This window comes from Mycobacterium interjectum, assembly GCF_900078675.2.
GTDB lineage: Bacteria > Actinomycetota > Actinomycetes > Mycobacteriales > Mycobacteriaceae > Mycobacterium > Mycobacterium interjectum.
In genome coordinates, this window is record NZ_LT546237.1 from 385392 (window position 1) to 406765 (window position 21374).

Consider the following 21374-nt stretch of genomic DNA (forward strand, 5'->3'; position numbering starts at 1 on the left):
GGCAGAGCACCCGCCAGGGCATTCAGTTCCTCGCGCTGCAGTTCCAGGCGACCCAGTGCGACAAGAAGGACGACATCCTCGCCGGCAACGACGACCCGGCCCTGCCGCTGGTGACCTGCTCGACCGACCACAAGGTCGCCTACCTGCTGGGCCCGTCGATCATCAGCGGCGATCAGATCGCGAACGCCACGTCGAGCCAGAACCAGCGCGGCATCGGGTACGTCGTCGACCTGCAGTTCAAGCCCGCCGCGGCCAACACCTGGGCGGACTTCACCGCCGCCCACGTCGGCACCCAGACCGCGTTCACGCTGGACTCCCAGGTGGTCAGCGCCCCGATGATCCAGGAGGCCATCCCCGGCGGGCGGACCCAAATCTCCGGCGGCCAGCCCCCGTTCAACGCCACCACCGCCAAGCAGCTGGCCAACGTCTTGAAATACGGGTCGCTGCCGCTGTCCTTCGAATCCTCGGAGGCCCAAACCGTCTCGGCGACACTGGGATTGACCTCGCTGCGGGCCGGCCTGCTCGCCGGCGCCATCGGCCTCGTTCTGGTGTTGGTGTATTCGTTGCTCTACTACCGCGTGCTGGGCTTGCTCACGGCGCTGTCACTGACCGCTTCCGGCGCAATGATTTTCGCGATCCTGGTGATCCTGGGCCGCCAGATCAACTACACCCTGGACCTGGCGGGCATCGCGGGTCTGATCATCGGCATCGGCACCACCGCCGACTCGTTCGTGGTCTTCTTCGAACGCATCAAAGACGAGATACGAGAGGGACGTTCGTTCCGGTCGGCGGTGCCACGGGGATGGGTGCGGGCCCGCAAGACGATCGTGTCGGGCAACGCCGTCACCTTCCTGGCCGCCGCGGTGCTCTACGCCCTGGCGATCGGCCAGGTGCGGGGATTCGCGTTCACCCTGGGCCTGACCACGATCCTCGACATCGTGGTGGTGTTCCTGGTGACCTGGCCGCTGGTCTACCTGGCCTCCCAGTCCGCGACGCTGGCCAAGCCGGCGTACAACGGCCTGGGGGCGGTGCAGCAGGCCGCGCGCGAACGCCGGGCGGCGGACGTGAAGACGGGACGGGGTTAGCGCATGACTTCCTCCAAGGCGTCCGAGAGCGCGGTCGAGCTGACCGGCGCCCAGCTGCCCCACCACAACTTCATTTCCCGGCTCTATACCGGCACGGGCGCGTTCGAGGTGATCGGGCGCCGCAAGCTGTGGTACGGGATCAGCGGCGCCATCGTCGCGGTCGCGCTCCTCAGCATCATCCTGCGGGGCTTCACCTTTGGGATCGACTTCAAGGGCGGCACGACCGTCTCGATGCCCCGGGGTAACGCGCAGACGGCGCAGGTGTCCGAGGTGTTCCGCAAGGCCATCGGCAAGGACCCGGAGTCGGTGGTCATCGTCGGCAACGGCGCCTCGGCGACGGTGCAGATCCGCTCGGAAACGCTGACCAACGACCAGACCACCAAGCTGCGCAACGCCCTGTTCGACGCGTTCCAGCCGAAGGGCAACGACGGCAAGCCGAGCAAGCAGGCCATCAGCGACTCGGCGGTGTCGGAGACCTGGGGAGACCAGATCACCAAGAAGGCGCTGATCGCGCTGGTGGTGTTCCTGGCGCTGGTCAGCCTGTACATCACGGTGCGCTACGAGCGCTACATGGCGATCTCCGCGCTGACCACCATGTGTTTCGACCTGACCGTCACCGCCGGCGTGTATTCGCTGGTCGGCTTCGAGGTCAGCCCGGCCACGGTCATCGGCCTGCTGACGATCCTGGGCTTCTCGCTCTACGACACCGTCATCGTGTTCGACAAGGTCGAGGAGAACACCCGCGATTTCCAGCACACCAACCGGCGCACCTTCGCCGAGCACGCGAACCTGGCGATCAACCAGACGTTCATGCGCTCGATCAACACCAGCCTGATCGGCGTGCTGCCGGTGCTGGCGCTGATGGTGGTGGCGGTGTGGCTGCTGGGCGTCGGCACGCTGAAGGACCTTGCGCTGGTGCAGCTGGTGGGCATCCTGGTCGGCACCTATTCCTCGATCTTCTTCGCCACCCCGCTGCTGGTCACGCTGCGCGAACGCACCGAGCTGGTGCGCACCCACACCCGCCGGGTGCTCAAACGGCGCAAGCCCTCCGGCGAGGAGTCGCACGAAGAGCCCGTCGAGGTGAGCTCGCAAGCGGTTGAACCGGCCGAGGCCGCCGAGGCGCCTGAGGCGCCCAAGAAGCCCGCGGCGAACAAGCCGGCGCCGGGCGCGCGCCCGGTGCGCCCCTCCGGAACCCGGCGCCCGAGCGGCAAGCGAAACGCCGGCCGGCGGTAGCTCGTATGGCCACCTGGTGTCGGCTTGCACTGGCCGGGCTCGTGGTGGCGGCCTTCGGGCTGACGGCCTGTTCGGGTGGCGCCGCCCCGCAGATCGATTACGTGGTCGACGGCCCGCTGGGCACCTACAACACCAACACCGTCGTCGGTGCCGCATCGGCCGGGGCGCAGGCGTTCGCCCGCACGCTCACCGGTTTCGGCTATCACGGCCCGGACGGGCAGGTCGTCGCCGACCACGACTTCGGGACCGTCTCGGTCGTCGGCGGGTCGCCGCTGGTCCTCGACTACCAGATCGCCGACAACGCCGTCTACAGCGACGGCAAGCCGGTGACCTGCGATGACCTCGTCCTGGCCTGGGCGGCGCAATCCGGCCGGTTCCCCGGCTTCGACGCCGCCAGCCAGGCCGGTTACGTCGACATCGCCAACATCGAGTGCATCCCGGGACAGAAGAAGGCCCGGGTGTCCTTCGTCCCCGACCGCGGGGTCGTCGACTACAACCAGCTGTTCGGCGCGACCTCGCTGATGCCGTCGCACGTCATCGCCGACGAGCTGAACGTGGACGTGACCGCCGCGCTGCTGAGCAACAACTCGCAGGTCGTGGCGCAGATCGCCAAGCTGTGGAACACCACCTGGGACCTCAAGCCCGGCCTGGATCTGAAGCGCTTCCCGTCGTCGGGGCCGTACAGGATCGAATCGATGCTCAGCGACGGCGCCGTGGTGCTCGTCGCCAACGACCGCTGGTGGGGTCCCAAGCCGCTCACCAAGCGCATCACCGTCTGGCCGCAGGGGCCCGATATCCAGGACCGGGTGAACAACCGCAGCGTCGACGTGGTCGACGTCGCGTCCGGCTCCTCCGGGACGCTGCCCACCCCGGACAACTACGAGCGCACCGAGTCGCCGTCGGACGGCATCGTGCAGCTGATCTTCGCGCCACAGGGGCCGCTGGCGCAGCCCAAGGCCCGGCGCGCCGTCGCGCTGTGCACCCCGCGCGACACGATCGCGCACGACGCCGGGGTGGCGATCGCCAACACGCGCCTGCAGCCCGCCACCGACGACGCGATCGCCGCCGGTGAGGGCGCCGCCGAGGCCGGCCCGTTTTCCAAGGCGGACCCCGCCGCGGCCCGCGACGCGCTGGGCGGCGCACCGCAGCGGGTGCGGATCGGTTACCAGGGGCCCAACGCGCGGCTTGCGGTGACCGTGGGGGTCATCGCCAAGTCCTGCGCGGCGGCCGGGATCACCGTTGCCGACACCAAGCTGGACACCTCGGGGCCGCAGGCGCTGCGGGACGGCAAGATCGACGTGCTGCTGGCCAGCACCGGCGGGGCCAGCGGCAGCGGGTCGACCGGTTCCTCGGCGATGGACGCCTACGACCTGCACAGCGGCAACGGCAACAACCTGTCCGGGTACTCCAACCCCCAGGTCGACGCCGCGATCAGCGCGCTGGCGGTGTCGGCCGACCCCGCCGAGCGCGCCAGGCTGCTGGCGCAGGCGGCTCCGGTCCTGTGGGCCGACATGCCGACCCTGCCCCTGTACCGCCAGCAGCGCACGCTGCTGAAGTCGAAGAAGATGTACGCCGTGAGCAGGAACCCGACCCGCTGGGGCGTGGGCTGGAACATGGACCGATGGGCGCTGGTCGAGTGACGGATGTCGGCGGGGGCACGCCGGTGGCCGAACTGATCGCGTCGCTGGCCCGGGATGTCGCGGATTTTCCGAAGCCAGGCGTGCAGTTCAAGGACCTCACCCCCGTCTTCGCCGACCGAGCCGGTATGACGGCGGTCGTCGACGCGTTGATCGACGTCGTGTCCGGCGCGGACCTGGTGGCCGGCATCGACTCCCGCGGCTTCCTGGTGGCCGCGGCCGTCGCCGGCCGGCTGGGCACCGGCGTGCTGGCCATTCGCAAGTCCGGCAAGCTGCCGCCGCCGGTGCACGCCGAGCAGTACGCCCTGGAGTACGGCACCGCCACCCTGGAGATCCCCGCCGACGGGATCGATTTGCGCGGCCGCGACGTTGTCATCATCGACGACGTGCTCGCGACCGGCGGCACACTGGGCGCCGCCACCCGGTTGCTGCAACGCGCCGGAGCCCACGTGAGCGCGGCGGCGGTGGTCATGGAGCTGACCGCGCTGGGCGGCCGCGAGGCCGTCGCGCCCCTGCCCGTGTTCAGCCTGAGCAGGGCCTAGCCGCCGCCCATTAGCGATATCCTCGAGGTCGGAGGTGACCAACGTGGCTGACGAGAAGAGCGCGGCGCAGGCCCTCGACGCGCCCGCGGACGTCACCCAACCCCTGCTGGTCGGGGAGCCGCCGGTCGAGAAGACGAGCGCCTCGCGCCGGGTCCGGGCCCGGCTTGCCCGCCGGATGACGGCCCAGCGCAGCGCCCTCAACCCGGTGCTCGAGCCGCTGGTCGCGGTGCACCGCGAGGTCTACCCCAAAGCGGATCTGTCGATGCTGCAGCGCGCGTTTGAGGTCGCCGACCAGCGGCACGCCACCCAGTTGCGCCACTCCGGTGACCCCTACATCACCCACCCGCTGGCCGTCGCCAGCATCCTGGCCGAATTGGGCATGGACACCACCACTTTGGTGGCCGCGCTGCTGCACGACACCGTCGAGGACACCGGTTACACGCTCGAGGCATTGAGCGAGGAATTCGGCGAGGAGGTCGGCCACCTCGTCGACGGCGTGACCAAGCTGGACCGGGTGGTGCTGGGCAGCGCCGCCGAGGGGGAGACCATCCGCAAGATGATCACCGCCATGGCCCGCGACCCGCGGGTGCTGGTGATCAAGGTCGCCGACCGGCTGCACAACATGCGCACCATGCGCTTCCTGCCGCCCGAAAAGCAGGCCCGCAAGGCCCGCGAGACGCTGGAAGTCATTGCGCCCCTTGCCCATCGGCTGGGCATGGCCAGCGTCAAGTGGGAGCTGGAGGACCTGTCGTTTGCGATCCTGCACCCCAAGAAGTACGAGGAGATCGTGCGGCTGGTCGCCGGCCGCGCGCCGTCGCGGGACACCTACCTGGCCAAGGTTCGCACCGAGATCATCAACACGCTGAACGCGTCGAAGATCAAGGCGACGGTGGAGGGCCGCCCCAAGCACTACTGGTCGATCTACCAGAAGATGATCGTCAAGGGCCGCGACTTCGACGACATCCACGACCTGGTCGGCATCCGCATCCTGTGCGACGAGATCCGGGACTGTTACGCCGCCGTCGGCGTGGTGCACTCGCTGTGGCAGCCGATGGCCGGGCGGTTCAAGGACTACATCGCCCAGCCCAGATACGGCGTCTACCAGTCGTTGCACACCACCGTCGTCGGGCCGGAGGGCAAGCCGCTGGAAATCCAGATCCGCACCCGCGACATGCACCGCACCGCCGAATACGGCATCGCTGCGCACTGGCGCTACAAGGAAGCCAAGGGCCGCAACGGTGTTCCGCATCCGCACAGCGCCGCCGAGATCGACGACATGGCCTGGATGCGACAGCTGCTCGACTGGCAGCGGGAGGCCGCCGACCCGGGCGAATTCCTGGAGTCGCTGCGGTATGACCTTGCGGTCCAGGAGATCTTCGTCTTCACGCCCAAGGGCGACGTCATCACGTTGCCGACGGGGTCGACGCCGATCGATTTCGCCTACGCGGTGCACACCGAGGTCGGCCACCGCTGCATCGGCGCGAGGGTCAACGGCCGCCTGGTGGCGCTGGAGCGCAAGCTCGAAAACGGCGAAGTCGTCGAGGTTTTCACCTCCAAGGCGCCCAACGCCGGACCGTCGCGGGACTGGCAGCAGTTCGTGGTGTCGCCGCGGGCCAAGGCGAAGATCCGGCAGTGGTTCGCCAAGGAGCGCCGCGAAGAGGCGCTGGAGGCCGGCAAGGAGGCGATGGCCCGCGAAGTGCGGCGCGGCGGACTTCCGTTGCAGCGCTTGGTGAACGGCGAGTCGATGGCCGCGGTGGCCCGCGAGCTGCACTACGCCGACGTGTCCGCGCTCTACACCGCGATCGGCGAAGGGCACGTGTCGGCGAAGCACGCCGTGCAGCGGCTGCTGGCCGAGCTCGGCGGCATCGACCAGGCCGAGGAGGAACTCGCCGAGCGGTCCACGCCGACCACCATGCTGCGGCGCCCGCGCAGCAGCGACGACGTCGGGGTTTCGGTCCCCGGCGCCCCGGGCGTGCTGACCAAGCTGGCCAAGTGTTGCACCCCGGTGCCCGGCGACCAGATCATGGGGTTCGTCACCCGCGGCGGCGGGGTCAGCGTGCACCGCACCGACTGCACCAACGCCGCGTCGCTGCAGCAGCAGTCCGAGCGCATCATCGAGGTGCTGTGGGCGCCGTCGGCGTCGTCGGTGTTCCTGGTGGCCATCCAGGTCGAGGCGCTCGACCGGCACCGGCTGCTGTCGGACATCACCCGGGTGCTCGCCGACGAGAAGGTCAACATCCTCTCGGCGTCGGTCACCACCTCGGGTGACCGGGTTGCGATCAGCCGGTTCACCTTCGAGATGGGCGACCCGAAGCACCTCGGCCATCTGCTCAACGTGGTGCGCAACGTCGAAGGCGTCTACGACGTCTACCGGGTGACGTCCGCGGCCTGAGGTCCTAGCCCACCCGCACCGAGTTGATCGTCACGGTGCTGGCGGGATTGCCCCGGGTGCGATTGCCGGCAATCCCCACCTTGGCGATCTTGTCGAGGGTGTCCAGGCCGGCCTGGTCGACGGAGCCGAACACCGTGGACGTCGGCTCGATCTCGGCGTCCCGGTAAACCATGAAGAACTGGCTTTCGTTGGTGTTGGGTCCGGACTGGGCCATCGCGACGGTCCCGCGCGGATAGATCACGGTTGCCTTGAGCGCGGGATCGTCGGCCTTGTATTGGTTGGTGGGGTATTCGTCGGCGAATTCATAACCGGCGCCCCCGCCGCCGTCGGCATCGCCGCCGCCGAACAGTAGCGTCCCCCCGTCCGGCTCGTCGATGATCCGCCCGCAAATGGTGTTGTCGAAGAAGCCCTGCCTCGCGAGGCTGGTGAAGCTGTTCACCGTGCAGGGGGACTCGTAATTGGCGAGCTGGATCCCGATATCGCCGAAGTTGGTCGAGATGACGGCGCGGATCTGGGCCGGCTCGGTGGACATCCTGCCGGACGGCGGCGGGCTGGCGGGCTTGCTCGCCGGATCCGGCGACGGCGGGTATTGGCAATCGGCGCCGACGCCGGGCGGGGGCGCGAACGCCGGCAACGGCGGCACGGTCGCNCGCCCGCGGCGGCGGAGCGTTGACGTGCGCGTGCAGCTGTTCCTCAAGGCTGTCGCCGGGGTAGGGGCGGCTTCCGGTCAGGCACTCGTACAGAACGCAGGCCAACGAATACACGTCGGCGCGGTGATCCGTTGTCCCCCTGAAGCGCTCGGGCGCCAGGTACGCCACGGTGCCCATCGTGGCGCCGGTGTGCGTCAGTTGGGTGTCGGATTCCGCGCGGGCGAGGCCGAAGTCGATCAGGTAGACGAAATTGTGCGCGGTGGTCACCAGAATGTTCTTCGGCTTGATGTCGCGGTGCACCAGCCCCACCCGGTGGGCGCTGTCCAGCGCAGCCGCAACCTGTTCGATGACCGCGACCGTGCGCTCGGGGGACAGCCGTCCGCCGCTTTCGTCGATGTACTGCGACAGGTCGCGGCCCTCGATCAGCCGCATGTCGACATACAGCTGGCCGTCGATCTCGCCGTAACCGTGGATGGGCACGATGTGCGGGTCGTTGAGGCCCGCGGCGATGCGCGCCTCCCGGCGGAAGCGGTGCTGAAAGTCCTGATCCTCGGCCAGATGCGGCGGGAGCACTTTGAGAGCCACCACCCGGTCGGTGGACGCATCGTAGGCGCGGTAGACGCGCCCCATGCCACCGCGGCCCAGCAACTCCACTATTTGGTAATGACCGAAAGACTCCGGATCAATACTCACCCCACGAACCCTAAACCGTGGCGGGTGCGAGTCTGGCGATTCTCAGCAATCTGCGCGATGGTGTTGCGCTGCGCCGAGTTTAGTCGAGAAGCAGCGACTTGATGGTGACTTCGCTGGCGGGCGGCCCGTCTTCGCCGCCGCCGGCCACGCCGGCCTTGGCGATCTTGTCCAGGACCGCCAGCCCGTCGGACTGGATGGTGCCGAAGACCGTGTATTGGGGCGGCAGCTGCGAGTCCTTGTAGACCATGAAGAACTGGCTGCCGTTGGTGCCGGGCCCGGCGTTGGCCATCGCCAGGGTGCCGCGCGGATAGAGCACCGGCTGCTGCAGCTTGGGGTCGTTGGGCGGGTACTGGTCGGTGGGGTACTCGTTGGCGAATTGGTAGCCGGGGCCGCCGGTGCCGTCGCCCTTGGGGTCGCCGCACTGCAGGACGCCCAGCGTGTCCGAGGTGGTCAACCGGTGGCATTGGGTGTTGTCGAAGTACTTCTGACCGATCAGGCTCGCGAAACTGTTGACCGTGCAAGGCGATTCGTTGTTGGCCAGCATCAGGCCGATGTTGCCCTGGCTCGTCGCCATGCTGGCGCTCACCTGCGCCGGATCCGTCGGGACCTTGCCGGTGCGGGGCGGCTTGACCTGTTTGGCGGCCGGGTCCGACGACGCCGGGTACTGGCAGTTGGCGCCCAGGTTGGCCGACGGCTTGAACGCCGGCAGCGGCGGAACCGGCGGCGGCGGCCCGGCGGGCGTCGCGGAAGTGGAGGCCTCCGGGGCGCTGCTGGCGGCGGGGGTGCTCGTCGGTGCCGCGGTGTTGGTCTTGTGCTCGTGTTTGGTGTTGACGATGGCGATCACCACCGCGGCGATCACGGCCACCGCCGCGATCGAGCCCCCGGCGATCACCATGACGCGGCGCCTCTTGGCTTGCTTCTGGCGCCGCTCCAGCTGCCGTTCGAGTTTGCGCTTGGCGCTGGCACGTCGCTGTTCGTTGGTCGGCACGGCCGGTATGCCTCCATGTCGGTCGATAGGGCCCGAGCTAGCCAGCCCAGGCTAATGTGGGCGCCCTGACCGGCGCCAACCGGGCCCCGTGGGAAACTGGGAACCGTGTTGATCACCGGATTCCCCGCCGGCATGTTGGCGTGCAACTGCTATGTGCTGGCCGAACGCCCCGGCACCGACGCCGTCATCGTCGATCCCGGGCAGCGCGCGATGGGCGCGCTGCGGCGAATCCTCGACGAGAACCGGCTGACCCCGGCCGCGGTGCTGCTCACCCACGGCCACATCGACCACATCTGGTCCGCCCAGAAGGTTTCCGACACCTTCGGCTGCCCCACCTACATCCACCCCGAGGACCGCTTCATGCTGACCGACCCCATCTTCGGCCTCGGACCGCGGCTGGCGCAGGTGGTGGCGGGCGCCTTCTTCCGCGAGCCCAGGCAGGTGGTGGAGCTGGACCGCGACGGCGACAAGCTGGACCTGGGCAGCGTGACCGTCACCGTCGACCACACGCCGGGGCACACGCGCGGATCGGTGGTCTTCCGGGTCGCGTCGGACGAAGACGTCGTCTTCACCGGGGACACGCTGTTCGAGCGCTCGGTGGGCCGCACGGACCTGTTCGGCGGCAGCGGCCGCGACCTGCTGACGTCGATCATGGACAAGCTGTTGGTGCTCGACGACGACACCGTGGTGCTGCCGGGGCACGGCAGCGCCACCACCATCGGCGCCGAGCGGCGTTTCAACCCGTTCCTCGAGGGCCTGAGCCGGTGACGGAGTTCTCTGCCCCCAAGGGGGTGCCGGACTACCTCCCGCCCGATTCGGCGCAGTTCGTCGCGGTGCGCGACGCGCTGCTGGCCGCGGCCCGGCGCGCCGGCTACGGCGACGCCGAGCTGCCCATCTTCGAAGACACCGCCCTATTCGCCCGCGGCGTAGGCGAATCCACCGACGTCGTCTCCAANCGCGGCGCCTCTTGGCTTGCTTCTGGCGCCGCTCCAGCTGCCGTTCGAGTTTGCGCTTGGCGCTGGCACGTCGCTGTTCGTTGGTCGGCACGGCCGGTATGCCTCCATGTCGGTCGATAGGGCCCGAGCTAGCCAGCCCAGGCTAATGTGGGCGCCCTGACCGGCGCCAACCGGGCCCCGTGGGAAACTGGGAACCGTGTTGATCACCGGATTCCCCGCCGGCATGTTGGCGTGCAACTGCTATGTGCTGGCCGAACGCCCCGGCACCGACGCCGTCATCGTCGATCCCGGGCAGCGCGCGATGGGCGCGCTGCGGCGAATCCTCGACGAGAACCGGCTGACCCCGGCCGCGGTGCTGCTCACCCACGGCCACATCGACCACATCTGGTCCGCCCAGAAGGTTTCCGACACCTTCGGCTGCCCCACCTACATCCACCCCGAGGACCGCTTCATGCTGACCGACCCCATCTTCGGCCTCGGACCGCGGCTGGCGCAGGTGGTGGCGGGCGCCTTCTTCCGCGAGCCCAGGCAGGTGGTGGAGCTGGACCGCGACGGCGACAAGCTGGACCTGGGCAGCGTGACCGTCACCGTCGACCACACGCCGGGGCACACGCGCGGATCGGTGGTCTTCCGGGTCGCGTCGGACGAAGACGTCGTCTTCACCGGGGACACGCTGTTCGAGCGCTCGGTGGGCCGCACGGACCTGTTCGGCGGCAGCGGCCGCGACCTGCTGACGTCGATCATGGACAAGCTGTTGGTGCTCGACGACGACACCGTGGTGCTGCCGGGGCACGGCAGCGCCACCACCATCGGCGCCGAGCGGCGTTTCAACCCGTTCCTCGAGGGCCTGAGCCGGTGACGGAGTTCTCTGCCCCCAAGGGGGTGCCGGACTACCTCCCGCCCGATTCGGCGCAGTTCGTCGCGGTGCGCGACGCGCTGCTGGCCGCGGCCCGGCGCGCCGGCTACGGCGACGCCGAGCTGCCCATCTTCGAAGACACCGCCCTATTCGCCCGCGGCGTAGGCGAATCCACCGACGTCGTCTCCAAGGAGATGTACACGTTCGCCGACCGGGGTGACCGCTCGGTGACGCTGCGGCCAGAGGGCACCGCCGGCGTGGTGCGCGCGGTGATCGAGCACGGCCTGGACCGCGGCGCCCTGCCGGTGAAGCTCTGTTACGCGGGGCCGTTCTTCCGATACGAACGCCCGCAGGCCGGCCGGTATCGCCAGCTGCAGCAGGTCGGGGTCGAGGCGATCGGCGTCGACGATCCCGCGCTGGACGCCGAGGTGATCGCCGTCGCCGACGCCGGCTTCCGCTCGCTGGGCCTGGACGGCTTCCGGCTGGAGATCACCTCGCTCGGCGACGAGAGTTGCCGCCCGCAATATCGGGAACTGTTGCAGGAGTTCCTGTTTGGCCTCGACCTCGACGACGAGACGCGGCGGCGCGCGCAGCTGAATCCGCTGCGCGTGCTCGACGACAAACGGCCCGACGTGCGGGCGATGACGGCCGACGCGCCGGTCCTGCTCGATCACCTGTCCGACGGCGCCAAGCAGCACTTCGACACGGTGCTGGCGCATTTGGACGCGCTCGGGGTGCCGTACGTCCTCAACCCGCGGATGGTGCGCGGGCTGGATTACTACACCAAGACCACGTTCGAGTTCGTGCACGACGGCCTGGGCGCGCAGTCCGGGATCGGCGGCGGCGGCCGCTACGACGGCCTGATGCGCGAGCTTGGCGGACAAGACCTGTCGGGCATCGGATTTGGGCTCGGCGTGGACCGGACCCTGCTGGCCCTGCGCGCCGAGGGGAAGCGCGTGGGGGAGACCACGCGCTGCGACGTGTTCGGGGTGCCGCTGAGCGAGCCGGCCAAGCTCGCGCTGGCGGTGCTCGCGGCGCGACTGCGCGCCGCCGGCGTCCGCGTCGACCTGGCCTACGGCGACCGCGGGCTCAAGGGGGCGATGCGCGCGGCCGACCGGTCCGGCGCGCGGGTCGCGCTGGTGGCGGGTGACCGGGACCTCGAGTCCGGGACCGTCGGGGTCAAGGATCTACAGACGGGCGATCAGGTGTCCGTGCCGACGGACTCCGTCGTCGCCGACGTGCTCGCGCGGCTGGGCGGCTGAGCTTCCTGTCAGGCCCCCGTGGCATACTCGAACACGTGTTCGATGACGTGCGGGCCCGGTTCGACGAGATGATCGAGCGGCGCTATCCGTCCAAGACGGCGGAATCGGCGGCGATGGTGGAGCGGATCTGCGCGGCGTCGCGAGCGGAGAACCGGGACGCGGCCGCGCAGCTGGTCGCGATCCACGAGTTGTTTCGGTACCGGTTGTCGCGGTGTTCGGAGACCGAGGATTGGGCGATCGACACCATGGAGGCGGTGACCGCCGAGATCGCGGCCGCGTTGCGGGTAAGCCAGGGCCTGGCGGCCAGCCGGCTGCACTACGCGCGGGCGCTCTGTGAGCGCCTGCCTCGCGTCGCGGAGGTGTTCAGGGCCGGCGACATCGATTTCCGGATGTTTCAGACGATCGTGTTCCGCACCGATTTGATCGTCGACGACGACGTGTTGGCGGGTGTGGATGCCACGCTGGCGGCCAACGTGGGGCGCTGGCCGTCGATGAGCCGGGGCCGGCTGGCCGGGCAGGTGGACAAGATCGTGGCCAATGCCGATGCCGATGCGGTGCGCCGGCGCCGCGAGGCCCGGGTCGATCGGGAGGTGTGGATCGGCGATCGGGTCCAGGACGGGCTCGCCGAGATCCACGGGAGTCTGTTCGCCGCGGACGCCCACGCCTTGGACCGGCGGCTGACTTCGTTGGCGGCCACGGTGTGTGCGCACGATCCGCGCAGCCGTGAGCAGCGCCGCGCCGACGCGCTGGGGGCGTTGGCCGCCGGGGCGGANATCCCACCCGAACTGCTCCAGGAATTGGCCGCCTCGGCCAAGCGGGTGCCGCTGATTCACCCCGGCTATGCCCCGCCCGAAAACGGCTATTTACCCTCCAGGGCGTTGGCCGATTTCGTGCGTTGCCGGGATCTGACGTGTCGCTGGCCCGGCTGCGATTGTCCCGCGGTGCAGTGCGATCTCGACCACACCATCCCCTACAGTCAGGGTGGGCCGACCCACGCGTCAAACCTCAAGTGCTACTGCAGAACTCACCACTTGGTCAAGACGTTCATGGGCTGGGCCGAACAACAGCTTGCCGACGGAACGTTGATCCTGACCTCCCCGGCCGGGCACACCTACGTGACCACGCCGGGCAGCGCGCTGCTGTTCCCGAGTTTGTGTCGGGCGGTTGGCGGGTTCGCCGCCGCCGAGGCCGACCCGCCGCCGGATTACTGCGGTGAGCGTACCGCGATGATGCCCAAACGCCGTCGCACCCGCGCCCAAGATCGCGCGTACCGCATCGCCACCGAACGCCGACATAACCGGGAGGCCCGCGAAGCGCGCACCACCCCGCCCGCGGACTACCGGACCTACGGCGGACCCGCCCCACCGCCCGACGACGACGACCCGCCGCCGTTTTAGCGGCGCTTGACAACGCGATCGAACTATTGTTCGAATAGGGGCATGCGCTGGTCCGGTCAGGCCGTCGCGGTCAACGGGGACCCCGTCGACGACGGGGCGCTGCCGGGGCTGCAGCGGATCGGCCTCGTCCGAAGCGTGCGCGCACCGCAGTTCGAGGGCATCACCTTCCACGAGGTGCTGTGCAAGTCGGCGCTCAACAAGGTGCCCAATGCGGCGGCCCTGCCGTTCCGGTACACCGTCAACGGCTACCGCGGCTGCTCGCACGCCTGCCGCTACTGTTTCGCGCGTCCCACCCACGAGTACCTCGACTTCGATTGCGGCACCGACTTCGACACCCAGGTGGTGGTCAAGACCAACGTCGCCGAGGTGCTGCGTCGCGAGCTGCGCCGGCCGTCGTGGCAGCGCGAGACCGTCGCGCTGGGCACCAACACCGATCCCTACCAGCGCGCCGAGGGGCGTTATGCGCTGATGCCGGGCATCATCGGCGCTCTGGCCGGGTCCGGCACGCCGCTGTCGATCCTCACCAAGGGCACGCTGCTGCGGCGCGACCTCCCGCTGATAACCGATGCGGCCCAACAGGTTCCGGTGTCGGTCGCGGTGTCGCTGGCGGTCGGCGACCCGGACTTGCACCGCGACGTCGAACCGGGCACGCCGACCCCGCAGGCGCGGCTGGGCCTCATCACCGCGATCCGCGACGCGGGTCTGGACTGCCACGTGATGGTCGCCCCGGTGCTGCCGCACCTCACCGATTCCGCCGAGCACCTCGATCGGCTGCTGAGCCAGATCGCCGCGGCCGGCGCCACGGGTGTGACGGTTTTCGGCCTGCACCTGCGCGGTTCGACCCGGGGCTGGTTCATGGCGTGGCTGGCCCGCTCGCACCCCGAACTGGTCGGGCGGTATCGCGAGCTGTACCGCCGCGGGGCCTACCTGCCGCCGAGCTACCGCGACGCGCTGCGCGCGCGGGCCGCGCCGCTGATCGCCAAGCATCGGCTCACCGGCGATCCCCGCCCGGCCCCACAGCCCACGGCCGCCCCGGAACCCCAGCAGGCGACGCTGTTTTGAGCTAGGCGGGCCGGTCGCCGCGCGGCTTGCTCAGCGTGAACTGGTCCACCGCGGTGACCTGGCCGAAGGGACCGCTCAGCGCGTAATGCGTGGCCGTGATCGTGGTGTGGCCGCCGGGTTGGCCCGGGTCGACGTCGAAAGACGCGAAGCCGTAAGGGTTGTCGCGGTCGCGGAACGCGGACCAGGGCGCGTCCTCCAGGACGTAGATCGGCGCCTTGCGGCCAAGGGCGGGGTCGAACGCCCCGACGCCGGTCAGCACGCGGCACCGTGGCTCGGGAAACAAGAACCCGTTGCTCGGCGCCGACGTGCCGCCGCCGCCGATGACGAGGTGCACGGTGCCGCGGGTCGAGTCGATGAGGTCGTTGCGGGTGTCGACGGGCACCGGCGTGCGGGTGTCGGTGCCCAGCGTTCCGCGCAGCGGATGCGACCGCTCGTAGTGGTGCTCGTGGCCGCACACCACCAGATCGACCTGATACCGGTCGAACAACGGCAGCCATTCCTCGCGGATCCCCAGGTCGGCGCCGTTGGCCTTGTCGGCGGTGGAGATCGCCGTCTGATGCATGCAGACGACGATCCAGTCGATGTCGGGGTCGCGCCGTGCGGCGGCGAGTTCGGCGGCGAGCCAACGCTTTTGCTTGCCGCCCGAATAGCCGTGTACGTAGAAGTTGCCGCCGTCCTGGAAGGCGACGTCGTCGTTGTTGAGGCTGATCACCCGGACCGGGCCGGCGGTGAACGAGTACCACAGCCCGCGGGTCTGAAGGCTCGACCCCGAATCCGGCAACGCGAAGTAGGTCTGGTAGGCGTCGTAACCGATTGGGCCGTTGCCCAATTCGTTCTCGTGGTTGCCCGCGGCCGGCATCCAGGGCCGGTACCGCGCCGAGCGCGTGTTGTTCTCGAACCAGTTCGACCAGGTGCGGATGCGGTCCCGTGCGAGGTTGGCGTAGCACAGGTCGCCGTTGACGAGGTTGAACAGCGGACCGAGCCGCTCGACCGCCAGCGTGGTGTCGGCGGCCGCGGGCGACCCGATGTTGTCGGTGGCGTACCTGCCGTCGGGCAGCCTGGCCAGCGTCGGCGTGGATTGGTCGCCGAAGCTGGTGAAGCGCAGCGGCTTTCGTCCCGACGGCGCCGTGTGCACCGTTGCGGTTTCCGGCTCGGCGCCGTCGTGCACCGCGGCGTACACGTAGTCGGAATCGGGCGCCAGCCCCGTCAGGCGGGCGTGGTTGACGCGAACCTCGACACCAGACTTGGCATCCCGGTAGGTGCGGGTTTCGGCCTCGACGGTGCGCCCGAAGCCGGACTCCGGGGTGCCCAGCATGACGCGCGGATTGCGGACGGCCTCGGTGGTATGCCAGGAGATCACCACCTCGGTGGCCGCGCTCTTGCCGAACTGCAGATGCAGGCCGGTCACCGGCGGTGCGCCGCTGCGGTCCGGCTGATACCACGCCGACGGCGCCTGGGGATGCGACCCCAGCAGCGTCGCGCCGCCCCCGATGCCCGCCCCCAGGGCGGCCGAGACCGCGCTGGTGGTCAACAGCCGGCGGCGGCTGATCCCGGCGTCGTCAGTCATGCTTGCTTCATACCCGACCCGGGCGAACCGGCGGCATCGGTAACGAATCCGGTAGCGTTTTCGATATGACGAACGTGCGAAATGTGATCGGCGCGGTCGCGTTGGCAACGTTTGCAGCGGCCGCGGGAGTGGCCGCGATCCCCGCGACCGCGCACGCGGACGGCCATCAGGTGACCTACACCGTGACGAGCCCCAACAATCTGACCGCCACGGTCAGCTACGTGAGTTCCGATCCGCCCAGCCAGGCCGCCTACAACGCCGACCCGTCGAAGTTCATGACCAGTGTGCGGGCGCCGCTGAGCGGGGGAGCGCCGGTCACCTACACAGCCACGTTGGCGAACCCGGCCCAGTGGGCGAGCGTCACCGCCAGCGGCATGCTGCACTGGCCGGATTCGGGCAATGGTCCCGCTTCGTTCCACTGCGAGATCGCCGTCGACGGCCAAGTGGTCGCGCACCAGGACGCGACGACCACCGTCACCTGCGCGGCCAGGGGCTAACCCAAGTTCGTCGCGGCGAAGGTGTCGCACTTGTTGGGGTCGCCGGTCTGGTACCCGATGGTGAACCACTTCTGCCGTTCCGCCGACGAGCCGTGCGTCCACGACTCGGGGTTGACGCGTCCCGTCGACTCCTTCTGAATCCGGTCGTCGCCCACCGACGCCGCCGCCGAGAGCGCGTCGGCGATGTCCTGGTCGCTCAGCGGTTGCAGGTAGGGCACCCCGGTGCTCTCCTGCTTCACCGTCGACGCGTAGTGCGCCCAGATGCCGGCGTAGCAATCGGCCTGGAGCTCCGTGCGCACGCCGTTGCCGCCGGCGCCCTGCGCGCCCTGCTGCGAGCGGCCCAGGATGCCCTGCAGCTGCTGCACGTGGTGGCCGTACTCGTGCGCGACCACGTACTCCTGCGCGAAAGGCCCACCGCTGGAACCGAATCGGTCGACCAGCTCCTTGAAGAAGCCGGTATCGAAGTACGCGGTCTGGTCCACCGGGCAGTAGAACGGGCCCACCGCGGTGGTGGCGGGCCCACACCCGGTGTTGACCGAACCGGTGAACAGGCGCACGTGGGGGCGGGTGTAGTTCGGCATCAGCTGATGCCACACCGCATCCACGGAGTTGCCGGTCGCGATCACGCGGCACTGCACGTACTTGTTGGCGTCGGCCCCGGTCTTGCACTGGCTCAGGTCGAAACCGGGCGCCGAATAGCCGCCGGTGTTCATCTGCTGGTTCATCACGCGGCCCGGATCGATGCCGAAAAACAACGCGCCGATGAGGATCAGCAGCCCGATTCCGCCGCCCCCGAGGGCCATCCCCATGCCCCCGCCACCGGACGAGGACGCGGTGCTGGTGTCGATCTGCATGCCCTCGTTGAAGGTCATCGCACGCTCCTAAGGTTGCCGGGTCGCCAGGGCGTCCGTGTAGCTGCGCAGGTTGCGCAGGAACCGGCGCAGGCCCAGGTTCAGCAGCGGCCGGGCCACGAACATCGCCAACCACGCCGGGCCGGCCGGCTTCTGCGCCATGATCCAGGTCAGCCGGCAGCCGCCGGGGATCACCTCGACCCGGTAATCCTCGGCGAACGCGGCGACGGCCTGCGTGGAGCACTCGTTGAACCGGAATGCCATGCGGGTGAACGGCTCCCACGCGAGGAACTCTTCGTTGCCGACGATGCCGCCGCGCATGTCGACGGTGCGGGTGGTGCCCACGCCGCGCGGCTCGGGACTGGTCCAGGTGACCTTGGTGATCACCGACGCCCAGCGCGGCCAGGACTCGGCGTCGGCCAGCACGTCGAAGAGCTGCTCGGGGGTGACGGCCAGGTCGACGCTGTTGGAGAAGCGGAACGGTGCGTCATCGACGAAGCTCAGGTCGACGCGCTCGCAGGGAAACATGGCTTGAATCTAGCCCGGGCCGTCGCCGGCCGCCGCCAGAAGCGGCACCAGCACGTCGCTGATCGGCGTCGCCAGGCCGTGGGCGCGGGCCTTGCGGATGATCACGCCGTTGCGGATGTCCCACTCCATCCGCCGGTGGTTCTCCGCGTCGGCCAGGATCGAGGTGCCCATGTCCTCCGGGGCCTGCCGGAACAGGCCGCCCAACTCGTCGACCACGTCGTCGGGCAGCCGGGCGCCCTCGGCCCGCGCGACGGCCAGGCATTCGGCCACGTAGCGCCGCGACAGCTCGGCGACGTCGTCGCGGCGGAACATCCCGGAGCGCCGCCGCGACAGGGCCATCAACCCGGCCAGCGCGTTGGTCAGCAGCTTGCGCCACGCGGCGGTGAGGAAGTCGGGGTCGCAGTCCACCACGCAGCCGGCGCCGCGCAGCAGCTCGGCGACGCTTTCCGCCGCGGGTCCCGATGGCAGCACCAGCCGCGCCTCGGTGCGCAACCGCACCCAGCCCTCGGGCTGCGTCTCGGCGCCGTACCAGACGATCCCGGGGACCACCGGCGACGACGGGCAGTGCGGCTGCACCTGCTCGACCTGCTCGACCCCGTTCTGCAGCACCACGACGAGGGTGTGCTCGCCGCACAGGCGGGCCAGCCAGCCGGCCGCGTCGTCGTTCTGGGTGGCCTTGACCGCCAGCACCAGGACGTCGACGGGCCCGCTCACCTCCCCGGGATCGGTGTGCACCGGGCCGGGGACGACGATCGGGTCGGCGCCGTCGGGCCGCAATTCGATGCTGTCGCGGGGCGTGTGGCCGCACAGCAACACCGGATGCCCGGCCTTGTGCAACAGCGCGGCGACCGTCGTGCCGACGGCGCCGGGACCGACGAGTGCGATGTTGGTGACGATAAGAGCGAAATTACCTCCCTCTAGACTGGGCACTCGTTCCAACCGCCGGGAAAGGGAGTGTTTGTGCTGCGCAGCCACGCCGCCGGTTCGCTGAGAAGCAGCGACGCCGGCCAGCAGGTGACGTTGGCCGGTTGGGTGGCCCGCCGCCGCGACCACGGCGGGGTCATCTTCATCGACCTGCGCGACGCCTCCGGGGTCGCCCAGGTGGTGTTCCGCGCGGCTGATGTGCTGGCCCAGGCCCACCGGCTGCGCGCCGAGTTCTGCGTCGCGGTCACCGGCGTCGTCGAGGTCCGACCGGAGGGCAACGCCAACCCGGAGATCGCGACCGGCGAGATCGAGGTCAACGCGACCTCGCTGACCGTGCTGGGGGAGAGCGCGCCGCTGCCGTTCCAGCTGGACGAGCCCGCCGGCGAGGAGCTGCGGCTGAAGTACCGCTACCTCGACCTGCGCCGGGACGGCCCGGCCGCGGCAATTCGCTTGCGCTCCAAGGTGAATGCCGCCGCGCGCGCGGTGCTGGCGCGGCACGACTTCGTCGAGATCGAGACGCCGACGATCACCCGCTCGACCCCGGAGGGGGCGCGTGACTTCCTGGTGCCGTCCCGCCTGCACCCGGGCTCGTTCTACGCCCTGCCGCAGAGCCCGCAGCTGTTCAAGCAGTTGCTGATGGTGGCCGGGATGGAGCGCTACTACCAGATCGCCCGGTGCTACCGCGACGAGGATTTCCGCGCCGATCGGCAACCCGAATTCACCCAGCTCGACATGGAGATGAGCTTCGTCGACGCCGAGGACATCATCGCCGTCTCCGAGGAGATCCTGACCTCGCTGTGGGAGCTGATCGGCTATCAGCTCCCGACGCCGATCCCGCGGATCAGCTACGCCGACGCCATGCGCCGGTTCGGCTCCGACAAGCCCGACATGCGGTTCGCGCTCGAGCTCGTCGAGTGCACGGAGTTCTTCTCCGACACCACGTTTCGCGTCTTCCAGGCGCCCTACGTCGGGGCGGTCGTCATGCCGGGCGGGGCGTCGCAGCCGCGGCGCACCCTGGACGGCTGGCAGGAGTGGGCCAAGCAGCGCGGGCACCGGGGGCTGGCCTACGTGCTGGTCGGCGACGACGGCGAGCTGGGCGGCCCGGTGGCCAAGAACCTGTCCGACGCCGAGCGCGCCGGGCTGGCCGGCCACGTCGGGGCCGAGCCGGGCGACTGCATCTTCTTTTCGGCGGGCCCGGCCAAGTCGTCGCGAGCGCTGCTGGGCGCCGCGCGCGGCGAGATCGCCAAGCGGCTGGGCCTGATCGACCCGGACGCGTGGGCGTTCGTGTGGGTGGTCGACCCGCCGCTGTTCGAGCCGGCCGAGGACGCCACCGCGGCAGGCGACGTGGCGGTGGGCACCGGGGCGTGGACGGCCGTGCATCACGCGTTCACCTCGCCCAAGCCGCAGTTCGAGGACGCGGTCGACACGGATCCCGGCGGCGTGCTGGCCGACGCGTACGACATCGTCTGCAACGGCAACGAGATCGGCGGTGGCTCGATCCGTATCCACCGCCGCGACATCCAGGAGCGGGTGTTCGCGGTGATGGGCCTCGATGCGGCCGAGGCCCAGGAGAAGTTCGGATTCCTGTTGGAGGCGTTCATGTTTGGCGCGCCGCCGCACGGCGGCATCGCGTTCGGCTGGGACCGGATCAACGCGCTGCTGTCCGGCGTCGACTCTATCCGCGAGGTGATCGCCTTCCCCAAGACCGGCGGCGGCGTCGACCCGCTCACCGACGCCCCGGCGCCCATCACCGCCCAGCAGCGCAAGGAGTCCGGAATAGACGCCCGGCCGGAGCGTAGCTAACTGCGCTGACCTGCGTATTGCTTGCGTTCATTGGCTCTCAGTCCGCAGCTGGTCCGCAGTAGTTTTTGTCCGCTTCGCCGACGGTCGGCCGCTGGCGTCGGCGACGGCGGTAGGGACAGGTCGGCCGCCGAATTCGGACACATTTCCGCCCTGGCGTCATCAGGCCGAACGGGCGGCAAACGGGCGACACGCCGAGACACGGGCGCGCCTGACCCCGAATGTCCGCGGAGTGTGTTTAGGATCGTTTGCGGCAAGATTTGTGTCAGGCGGACGTCTCCGGTTCAGGAGACGCCCGCCTGATTACAGCCTTGCCGGGGAGAACGGAGAGGGTTCCGACTTGGTAGTCGGCTCCGCCTGCGAAGCGGTTGAAATCCCTGTCAGGTTTTCGGTTCGATTCCGGCCCTCTCCGCTCCCCAGCAGCGTGCGCAGAGCCTAACAGGCGTTTGTGCGA

18 protein-coding genes and 3 pseudogenes are annotated in these 21374 nt (G+C 69.6%); 13 read left to right on the forward strand and 8 right to left on the reverse strand.

Annotation, left to right across the window (positions count from 1 at the left end):
• The 5 genes from secD to BN4348_RS36460 form a co-directional block, all read left to right on the forward strand.
• Positions 1 to 1085: protein translocase subunit SecD (gene secD, locus BN4348_RS36440; protein ID WP_084454017.1), on the forward strand; the 1085-nt coding region annotated here is incomplete at its 5' end.
• Positions 1086 to 1088: 3 nt separating this feature from the next.
• On the forward strand, positions 1089 to 2318 hold the full coding sequence (gene secF, locus BN4348_RS36445) for a protein translocase subunit SecF (protein ID WP_066910311.1): 1230 nt from the start codon (positions 1089 to 1091) through the stop codon (positions 2316 to 2318).
• 5 nt (positions 2319 to 2323) lie between these two features.
• Complete coding sequence (locus BN4348_RS36450) at positions 2324 to 3958, forward strand: ABC transporter substrate-binding protein (protein ID WP_066910314.1); 1635 nt, start codon at positions 2324 to 2326, stop codon at positions 3956 to 3958.
• Positions 3955 to 4497 (forward strand): adenine phosphoribosyltransferase, encoded by a 543-nt coding sequence (locus BN4348_RS36455; RefSeq protein ID WP_066910317.1) that lies wholly within the window; start codon positions 3955 to 3957, stop codon positions 4495 to 4497. Before BN4348_RS36450 ends, BN4348_RS36455 begins: the two co-directional genes overlap by 4 nt.
• Before the next feature lie 43 nt (positions 4498 to 4540).
• Positions 4541 to 6889 carry a RelA/SpoT family protein gene (locus BN4348_RS36460; protein WP_066910358.1) on the forward strand — a complete coding sequence of 783 codons (2349 nt, stop codon included), beginning with the start codon at positions 4541 to 4543 and terminating at the stop codon, positions 6887 to 6889.
• A gap of 4 nt (positions 6890 to 6893) precedes the next feature.
• Here BN4348_RS36460 and BN4348_RS61170 read toward each other — a convergent pair whose 3' ends face one another.
• From BN4348_RS61170 to BN4348_RS36470, 3 genes and pseudogenes are all read right to left on the reverse strand, one after another.
• A complete protein-coding gene (locus tag BN4348_RS61170; RefSeq protein WP_235852669.1) occupies positions 6894 to 7421 on the reverse strand; it encodes a peptidylprolyl isomerase in 528 nt (175 codons plus the stop codon).
• 199 nt (positions 7422 to 7620) lie between these two features.
• Positions 7621 to 8169 (reverse strand): annotated as a pseudogene (locus tag BN4348_RS61175) (serine/threonine-protein kinase); the annotation flags it as partial.
• Between the two features lie 142 nt (positions 8170 to 8311).
• Positions 8312 to 9220 carry a peptidylprolyl isomerase gene (locus tag BN4348_RS36470; protein WP_066910320.1) on the reverse strand — a complete coding sequence of 303 codons (909 nt, stop codon included), beginning with the start codon at positions 9218 to 9220 and terminating at the stop codon, positions 8312 to 8314.
• A gap of 105 nt (positions 9221 to 9325) precedes the next feature.
• On the opposite strand from BN4348_RS36470, the gene BN4348_RS36475 reads away from it, so the two are divergent.
• Together BN4348_RS36475 and BN4348_RS36480 are read left to right on the forward strand one after the other, a co-directional pair.
• On the forward strand, positions 9326 to 9988 hold the full coding sequence (locus BN4348_RS36475; RefSeq protein WP_066910323.1) for an MBL fold metallo-hydrolase: 663 nt from the start codon (positions 9326 to 9328) through the stop codon (positions 9986 to 9988).
• Positions 9985 to 10173 (forward strand): annotated as a pseudogene (locus BN4348_RS36480) (histidine--tRNA ligase); the annotation flags it as partial. The gene BN4348_RS36475 and the pseudogene BN4348_RS36480, both read left to right, overlap by 4 nt.
• A 4-nt stretch (positions 10174 to 10177) precedes the next feature.
• Here BN4348_RS36480 and BN4348_RS62725 read toward each other — a convergent pair.
• Positions 10178 to 10267, reverse strand: a pseudogene (locus BN4348_RS62725) (peptidylprolyl isomerase); the annotation flags it as partial.
• Between the two features lie 105 nt (positions 10268 to 10372).
• On the opposite strand from BN4348_RS62725, the gene BN4348_RS36485 reads away from it, so the two are divergent.
• The 4 genes from BN4348_RS36485 to BN4348_RS36500 all read left to right on the forward strand — a co-directional run bounded on the left by BN4348_RS36485 (position 10373) and on the right by BN4348_RS36500 (position 14753).
• On the forward strand, positions 10373 to 11035 hold the full coding sequence (locus BN4348_RS36485) for an MBL fold metallo-hydrolase (RefSeq protein ID WP_066910323.1): 663 nt from the start codon (positions 10373 to 10375) through the stop codon (positions 11033 to 11035).
• The gene (gene hisS, locus BN4348_RS36490; protein ID WP_066910326.1) at positions 11032 to 12294 is read left to right on the forward strand and encodes a histidine--tRNA ligase; all 1263 of its coding nucleotides are present in this window, start codon (positions 11032 to 11034) and stop codon (positions 12292 to 12294) included. Before BN4348_RS36485 ends, hisS begins: the two co-directional genes overlap by 4 nt.
• 35 nt (positions 12295 to 12329) lie before the next feature.
• Entirely contained in the window at positions 12330 to 13691 is a 1362-nt protein-coding gene (locus BN4348_RS36495; RefSeq protein ID WP_211145691.1) for an HNH endonuclease signature motif containing protein, read from the forward strand.
• 42 nt (positions 13692 to 13733) lie between these two features.
• The gene (locus BN4348_RS36500; RefSeq protein WP_066910329.1) at positions 13734 to 14753 is read left to right on the forward strand and encodes an Rv2578c family radical SAM protein; all 1020 of its coding nucleotides are present in this window, start codon (positions 13734 to 13736) and stop codon (positions 14751 to 14753) included.
• A 1-nt stretch (position 14754) separates the two neighbouring features.
• Here the strand turns inward: BN4348_RS36500 and BN4348_RS36505 are convergent, their stop codons facing one another.
• A complete protein-coding gene (locus BN4348_RS36505) occupies positions 14755 to 16320 on the reverse strand; it encodes a purple acid phosphatase family protein (RefSeq protein WP_066910332.1) in 1566 nt (521 codons plus the stop codon).
• 65 nt (positions 16321 to 16385) lie between these two features.
• On the opposite strand from BN4348_RS36505, the gene BN4348_RS36510 reads away from it, so the two are divergent.
• Positions 16386 to 16817, forward strand: coding sequence for a hypothetical protein (locus tag BN4348_RS36510; protein ID WP_066910335.1), 432 nt, complete (start codon positions 16386 to 16388; stop codon positions 16815 to 16817).
• On the opposite strand, the gene ypfJ is transcribed toward BN4348_RS36510, so the two are convergent.
• The 3 genes from ypfJ to BN4348_RS36525 are packed head-to-tail and all read right to left on the reverse strand — an operon-like array spanning position 16814 to position 19093.
• Complete coding sequence (gene ypfJ / locus BN4348_RS36515) at positions 16814 to 17689, reverse strand: KPN_02809 family neutral zinc metallopeptidase (RefSeq protein WP_066910337.1); 876 nt, start codon at positions 17687 to 17689, stop codon at positions 16814 to 16816. The two genes, BN4348_RS36510 and ypfJ, sit on opposite strands and share 4 nt — an antisense overlap.
• Positions 17690 to 17698: 9 nt before the next feature.
• Positions 17699 to 18196 (reverse strand): SRPBCC family protein, encoded by a 498-nt coding sequence (locus tag BN4348_RS36520; protein WP_066910341.1) that lies wholly within the window; start codon positions 18194 to 18196, stop codon positions 17699 to 17701.
• A 9-nt stretch (positions 18197 to 18205) separates the two neighbouring features.
• Positions 18206 to 19093, reverse strand: a complete 888-nt coding sequence (locus BN4348_RS36525) for an oxidoreductase (protein WP_211145800.1) — start codon at positions 19091 to 19093, stop codon at positions 18206 to 18208.
• A 57-nt stretch (positions 19094 to 19150) separates the two neighbouring features.
• Here BN4348_RS36525 and aspS point away from each other — a divergent pair, with 57 nt between their 5' ends.
• A complete protein-coding gene (gene aspS, locus BN4348_RS36530) occupies positions 19151 to 20923 on the forward strand; it encodes an aspartate--tRNA ligase (protein WP_096866116.1) in 1773 nt (590 codons plus the stop codon).
• The last annotated feature ends 451 nt before the right edge of the window (positions 20924 to 21374 follow it).

Coding starts and splice junctions, on each gene's coding strand:
- secF (WP_066910311.1), top strand. CDS start 1,089: ATGACTTCCTCCAAGGCGTCCGAGAGCGCGGTCGAGCTGACCGGCGCC.
- BN4348_RS36450 (WP_066910314.1), top strand. CDS start 2,324: ATGGCCACCTGGTGTCGGCTTGCACTGGCCGGGCTCGTGGTGGCGGCC.
- BN4348_RS61170 (WP_235852669.1), bottom strand. CDS start 7,421: ATGTCCACCGAGCCGGCCCAGATCCGCGCCGTCATCTCGACCAACTTC.
- BN4348_RS36500 (WP_066910329.1), top strand. CDS start 13,734: ATGCGCTGGTCCGGTCAGGCCGTCGCGGTCAACGGGGACCCCGTCGAC.
- BN4348_RS36505 (WP_066910332.1), bottom strand. CDS start 16,320: ATGACTGACGACGCCGGGATCAGCCGCCGCCGGCTGTTGACCACCAGC.
- BN4348_RS36510 (WP_066910335.1), top strand. CDS start 16,386: ATGACGAACGTGCGAAATGTGATCGGCGCGGTCGCGTTGGCAACGTTT.
- ypfJ (WP_066910337.1), bottom strand. CDS start 17,689: ATGACCTTCAACGAGGGCATGCAGATCGACACCAGCACCGCGTCCTCG.
- BN4348_RS36520 (WP_066910341.1), bottom strand. CDS start 18,196: ATGTTTCCCTGCGAGCGCGTCGACCTGAGCTTCGTCGATGACGCACCG.